Genomic DNA, 6,001 nt, shown 5'->3' on the forward strand with positions numbered 1-6,001 from the left:
TTCATCGGGAGGGGCGGCATGACTACCGTAAAATTCACCGCGATGAAGGATGGCGACCGGGACGACTACGAGTTCCTGACCGCGCATGAGATCGACTATGCGGCAAGGACCGGCGAGCGGCTGCTCGATGCGCTGGTCCAGCTCGACGCGGGCCTGTCGGGCTACAAGATCACCCGGCTCGGCCATTCGCTGCAGGCGGCGACGCGTGCCTGGCGCGACGGCGCCGACACCGACTGGATCGCCTGCGCGCTGCTGCACGACATCGGCGACATTTACGCGCCATACAATCACGACGAATATGCCGCTTCGATCCTGAAACCCTTCGTGCGCGAACAATGCACCTGGGTGGTGGAAAAGCATGGCGACTTCCAGCGGCTCTACTATGCCCATCATCTGGGCGGTAACCGCCATGCGCGCGACCGCTTTGCCGGCCACGCCTATTTCGACGATTGCGACCAGTTTTGCGAACGCTGGGACCAGTCGAGCTTCGACCCCGACTATGACACGCTGCCGATCGAATTGTTCCGGCCCTTCGTGCTCGAAGTCTTTGCCCGCAAGGCCTACGACCCGTCCGTGATCCGCGCCGGCGAACGCGTGCCGCTCATCGATCCCGCAACAGCCACGACAAGAGCCGGAGCTTCCGCATGAGCATCATCAACAAGGCAGCCGCCATCGGTGGCGGCGTCATCGGCGCCGGCTGGGTGGCGCGCCTGCTGCTCAACGGCATCGACGTGTCGATCTTCGATCCCGATCCCGAGGCATCGCGCAAGGTCGGCGAAGTGATGAAGGGCGCGCGGCGCGCCTACAAGCAGATGGTGCCCGGCGGCCTGCCCAAGGAGGGCAAGCTGACCTTCGCCAAGACCATCGCCGAGGCGGTCGCCGATGCCGACTTCATCCAGGAGAGCGTGCCGGAGCGGCTTGACCTCAAGCACCGCGTGCTGGCCGAGATCGATACCCATGCGCCGGCCAACGCCATTGTCGGCTCCTCGACCTCGGGCATCAAGCCGACCGACATGCAGGTGGCGATGAAGAAGCACCCGGAGCGGCTGGTCGTCGGGCATCCGTTCAACCCCGTTTACCTCTTGCCGCTGGTCGAGATCGTCGGCGGCGAACAGACCTTCCCAGAGGCGATCGAGGTCGCCAAGGAAATGTATGCCTCGATCGGCATGAAGCCGGTGGTGATCCGCAAGGAGATCGAGGCCTTCGTCGGCGACCGCCTGCTCGAAGCGGCATGGCGCGAGGCGCTGTGGCTGATCAAGGACGGCATCTGCACGGTCGAGGAACTCGACGACATCATGCGCTACGGCTTCGGCCTGCGCTGGGCGCAGATGGGCATGTTCCAGGTCTATCGCGTCGCCGGCGGCGAGGCCGGCATGCGCCACTTCATGGCGCAGTTCGGGCCCTGCCTGAAATGGCCATGGACCAAGCTGATGGATGTGCCGGAGTTCAACGACGAGTTGGTCGACCTGATCGCCACGCAGTCGGACGACCAGGCGCATGGCCTGTCGATCCGCGAACTGGAAAAGATCCGCGACGATAATCTGGTCGCCATCATGGACGCGCTGTCGAAGCAGAACAAAGGCAAGGGCTGGGGCGCTGGCGCCCTGCACAAGGACTATACTAGGCAGTTGGCCAAACTGGCGGCGAAGAAGCCCACGGCCTCCAAGGCGGCCGAGAAGGCCAAGGCGTTGAAGCCGGTGAAAAAAGCCGAGAAGCCGAAGAAAAAGACCGGCAAGAAGAAGGGCTGAAGCATGGATTTCGGGCTGTCGGAAGAACAGAGGCTCATCGTCGAGACGACGAAGGCGTTCGTCGAGAACGAGCTATACCCGCATGAGCGCGAGGTCGAGCGCACCGGCGTGCTGCGCCGCGACCTGATCGAGGAGATCAAGGTCAAGGCGATCGAAGCCGGGCTCTATGCCGCCAACATGCCGGCCGATGTCGGCGGCGCTGGCCTGGATACGGTGACCTGGCTGCTCTACGAAAAGGAACTCGGCCGCGCCAACTATGCGCTGCACTGGACCTGCGTGGCGCGGCCCTCCAACATCCTCTTGGCCGGCACGCCCGAGCAGCGCGAGAAGTATCTGTTCCCCTGCATCCGCGGCGAGAAATGGGACTGCCTGGCGATGACCGAGCCGGGCGCCGGCTCCGACCTGCGCGGCATGAAGGCGACCGCCGTGCAGGACGGCGACGACTGGGTGCTGAACGGCACCAAGCATTTTATCTCCCACGCCGACCTCGCCGACTTTGCCATCGTTTTCATGGCCTCAGGCGAAGAGGATTCGCCGCGCGGCAAGCGCAAGAAGATCACCGCCTTCTTCGTCGACAAGGGCACCAAAGGCTTCACCGTCCGCGATGGCTACCGCAACGTCTCGCATCGCGGCTACACCAACGCCATCCTCGAATTCGACGATTGCCGGCTTCCCGCCGCCCAAGTGTTGGGCGAAGTCCACAAAGGGTTCGACGTCGCCAATTCATGGCTCGGCGCCACCCGCCTGCAGGTCGGCGCCACTTGCCTCGGCCGTGCCGAACGAGCGCTTGGTCATGCCGTGGAATACGCAGCACAACGCCAGCAGTTCGGCCAGCAGATCGGCAAATTCCAGGGCGTGTCGTTCAAACTCGCCGACATGGCGACCGAACTGAAGGCCGCCGACCTGATGGTGTTCGAAGCCGGCTGGAAGTACGATCAGGGCACCGTCACCGATCAGGACATGGCCATGGCCAAGCTGAAGGCCACCGAAATGCTTGCATACGTTGCCGATGAAGCGATCCAGATCCATGGCGGCATGGGGCTGATGGACGATTTGCCGCTGGAGCGCATCTGGCGCGACGCGCGCGTCGAGCGCATCTGGGAGGGCACGTCGGAAATCCAGCGCCACATCATTTCACGGGCGCTGCTGCGTCCGTTTGGGGCATAACATATGCATAAACTTGAGCGTCTCCTGCGGCCGAAATCGGTTGCCGTGTTCGGCGGTGCGCAGGCCGCGGCCGTCGTCGCCCAATCGATCAAGATGGGCTTTGCCGGCGAGATCTGGCCGGTGCATCCGACCAAGGACGAGGTCGCCGGCCGCAAGGCCTATCGCTCGGTCGCCGACCTGCCGGCCGCGCCGGACGCCGCCTTTGTCGGCGTCAACCGGCATTTGACCATAGAGGTGGTCAAGGCGCTGGCCGAACGCGGCGCCGGCGGCGCCGTCTGCTTTGCCGCCGGCTTCCTCGAAACCGAGGCCTATGACGACGACGGCGAGCGGCTGCAGGCCGAGCTGGTCGGGGCGGCCGGCTCGATGCCGATCATCGGGCCGAATTGCTACGGCCTGATCAATTATGCCGACGGCGCGCTTCTGTGGCCCGACCAGCATGGCGGGATAAGACTGGCCGAGGGCGGCAAGGGCGTCGCCATCATCACCCAGTCCTCCAACATCGCCATCAACATGACGATGCAAAGGCGCGGCCTGCCGATCGCCTTCCTGATGACCGCCGGCAACCAGGCGCAGACCGGCCTGTCCGAAATGGCGCTCGGCCTGATCGAGGACGAGCGGGTCACGTCGCTCGGCCTGCATATCGAGGCTTTCGATTCGGTAGCCGGCTTCGAGCGGCTGGCGGCACGGGCGCGCGAGCTGAAGAAGCCGATCATCGCCATGAAGGTCGGCCGTTCCGAACAGGCCAGGCAGGCGACTGTCTCGCATACCGCCTCGCTGGCCGGCTCGGACGCGGCCTCGGGTGCGTTCCTGCGGCGGCTCGGCATTGCGAGAGTCGATTCGATCCCCGCCTTCATCGAGGCGCTGAAGCTGCTGCACATCACCGGCCCGCTGCCAGGCTATAGGCTGTCGTCGATGAGCTGCTCCGGCGGCGAGGCCTCCGTCATGGCCGACAGCGCCGAAGGGCGCTGGGTCAATTTCCCTGTGCTGATCGACAGCCACCGCGCCCATGTCAAATCGACGCTCGGGCCGCTGGTCGCGGTCGCCAATCCCTTGGACTATCACACCTTCATCTGGAACAACGAGCCGGCGATGACCGCCACCTTCACCGCCATGGTGTCGGGCGGCTTCGACCTCAACATGCTGGTGCTCGATTTTCCGCGCCCCGACCGCTGCTCGGTCACCGACTGGTGGACGACGCTGCGCGCCTTCGAATCGGCGCTGAAGACCAACAAGGCGCATGGCGCGATCGTCTCCTCGTTGCCGGAGAACCTGCCGGAGGAATACACGGCCGAGTTGATGGCGCGCGGCATGGTGCCGTTGTTCGGCATTTCGGAAGCCATGGATGCCGCCGGGGCGGCGGCCTTCATCGGCTGGGCTTGGGCTGAACCGCAGGCGCAGCCGATCGACACGTCCGCATCCGGTGCGCCTGGCGGCGACCACGTCACGCCCGATGAGGCCGAGGCGAAGTCACGGCTGATCAAGGCCGGCCTGCCGGTGCCGAAGGGCGAACGCGCCGCCAATGCGGTCGAGGCGGTGATCTCTTCCATGGCGCTTGGCTTCCCGGTGGCGCTGAAGGCGCTCGGCGTCAGCCACAAATCCGAAGTTGGCGCCGTCAGGCTCAATCTCAGGGATGCCGAATCCGTCAGCACCGCAGCGCATGACCTCTTGCCACTCGGCACCGGGCTCTATGTCGAGCGCATGGTGCGCGACGGCGTCGCCGAACTCATCGTCGGCTTCACCCGCGACCCTATGTTCGGCGCGGTGATGACGCTCGGCACCGGCGGCGTGCTGGTCGAGCTATTGCGCGACAGCGTTACGCTCATGCTGCCGGCGACCCGCGACGATATCGAGGCGGCGCTGCGCGGCCTGAAACTGTTCCCGCTGCTCGAAGGCTATCGCGGCCGGCCGAAAGCCGATGTCGCGGCTGCCATCGATGCCATTTCGGGCATTGCCGCCTTCGTGCAGCAGAATGCCGGTGAGATCGAGGAACTCGACATCAACCCGCTGATCGTCTGTGCAGAGGGCAAGGGCGCCTGGATCGCCGACGCGCTGCTGGTGCTGGGAGAGAACACGAATGTCTGACGTCATTTCGACCCGCCGCGAGGGCACCATCCTCGAAGTCACCCTCGACCGGCCCAAGGCCAACGCCATCGACCTGAAGACCTCTCGGCTGATGGGCGAGACCTTCAAGGCATTCCGAGACGATCCGGAATTGCGCGTCGCCATCGTCAAGACCGCAGGCGACAAGTTCTTCTGCGCCGGCTGGGATTTGAAGGCCGCTGCAGGCGGCGATGCGGTCGACGGCGACTATGGCGTCGGCGGTTTTGCCGGGCTACAGGAATTGCGCGACCTCAACAAGCCGGTCATCGCTTGCGTCAACGGCATGGCGGTCGGAGGCGGCTTCGAGCTGGCGCTGTCCTGCGACCTCATCTACGCCTCCGATCATTCCTCCTTCGCGCTGCCCGAGATCCGCGCCGGTACGCTGGCCGACGCGGCGACGATCAAACTGCCGAAGCGCATCCCCTACCATGTCGCCATGGACCTTCTGCTCACCGGCCGCTGGATGGATGTCGCCGAGGCGCATCGCTGGGGCCTGGTCAACGAGGTGCTGCCCAAGGAAAGGCTGGAAGATCGCGTCTGGGAGATCGCCCGGCTGCTGGCTGGCGGCCCGCCGCTGGTGTTTGCCGCGATCAAGGAGACGGCGCGCGTGGCCGAGGCGCTGACCTTCCAGGATGCGATGAACAGGGTGACGCGGCGCCAGTTGGCGACGGTCGATGCACTCTATGGCTCCGAAGACGGCATGGAAGGTTTTCGCGCTTTTGCGGAGAAGCGTGAGCCGGTTTGGAAGGGGAAGTAGTAGGAACGATGGCGTTCCGTCACACCCCCCTCTGCCCTGCCGGGCATCTCCCCCGCAAGGGGGGAGATCGGACGTCGTTTCTGCTTTCGCCAATAGTCGACGCTGCAAGAAGAGCACCGCGATCGAAACTGCCAATCTCCCCCCTGTTTGGACCGGAGACATCGCGAACAGGTGTGCGAGGACATCGCGAACAGTTTGGCGTGCTTTGCGCCGGGAGGTTCGCGATGCC

General features: G+C 64.8%; 5 protein-coding genes. All 5 read left to right on the plus strand.

Annotated features, from left to right (window positions below; translation table 11 throughout):
* Positions 1 to 18 precede the first annotated feature (18 nt).
* From NKJ00_RS12905 to NKJ00_RS12925, 5 genes are read left to right on the plus strand one after another with little or no spacing between them, the layout of a single operon-like run.
* Positions 19 to 648, plus strand: coding sequence for an HD domain-containing protein (locus tag NKJ00_RS12905; protein ID WP_352554621.1), 630 nt, complete (start codon positions 19 to 21; stop codon positions 646 to 648).
* Complete coding sequence (locus NKJ00_RS12910; protein WP_127322329.1) at positions 645 to 1,748, plus strand: carnitine 3-dehydrogenase; 1,104 nt, start codon at positions 645 to 647, stop codon at positions 1,746 to 1,748. The genes NKJ00_RS12905 and NKJ00_RS12910 overlap by 4 nt, the downstream gene beginning before the upstream one ends.
* A gap of 3 nt (positions 1,749 to 1,751) precedes the next feature.
* Positions 1,752 to 2,915, plus strand: coding sequence for an acyl-CoA dehydrogenase family protein (locus NKJ00_RS12915; protein ID WP_352440490.1), 1,164 nt, complete (start codon positions 1,752 to 1,754; stop codon positions 2,913 to 2,915).
* A 3-nt stretch (positions 2,916 to 2,918) separates the two neighbouring features.
* On the plus strand, positions 2,919 to 4,997 hold the full coding sequence (locus tag NKJ00_RS12920) for an acetate--CoA ligase family protein (RefSeq protein ID WP_352611633.1): 2,079 nt from the start codon (positions 2,919 to 2,921) through the stop codon (positions 4,995 to 4,997).
* Positions 4,990 to 5,772 (plus strand): carnitinyl-CoA dehydratase, encoded by a 783-nt coding sequence (locus NKJ00_RS12925; RefSeq protein ID WP_352611634.1) that lies wholly within the window; start codon positions 4,990 to 4,992, stop codon positions 5,770 to 5,772. Before NKJ00_RS12920 ends, NKJ00_RS12925 begins: the two co-directional genes overlap by 8 nt.
* Positions 5,773 to 6,001: the final 229 nt, after the last annotated feature.

The sequence above is a fragment of the Mesorhizobium sp. M0227 genome (genome assembly GCF_040321855.1).
Classification (GTDB): Bacteria; Pseudomonadota; Alphaproteobacteria; order Rhizobiales; family Rhizobiaceae; genus Mesorhizobium.

Coding starts and splice junctions, on each gene's coding strand:
- NKJ00_RS12905 (WP_352554621.1), top strand. CDS start 19: ATGACTACCGTAAAATTCACCGCGATGAAGGATGGCGACCGGGACGAC.
- NKJ00_RS12910 (WP_127322329.1), top strand. CDS start 645: ATGAGCATCATCAACAAGGCAGCCGCCATCGGTGGCGGCGTCATCGGC.
- NKJ00_RS12915 (WP_352440490.1), top strand. CDS start 1,752: ATGGATTTCGGGCTGTCGGAAGAACAGAGGCTCATCGTCGAGACGACG.
- NKJ00_RS12920 (WP_352611633.1), top strand. CDS start 2,919: ATGCATAAACTTGAGCGTCTCCTGCGGCCGAAATCGGTTGCCGTGTTC.
- NKJ00_RS12925 (WP_352611634.1), top strand. CDS start 4,990: ATGTCTGACGTCATTTCGACCCGCCGCGAGGGCACCATCCTCGAAGTC.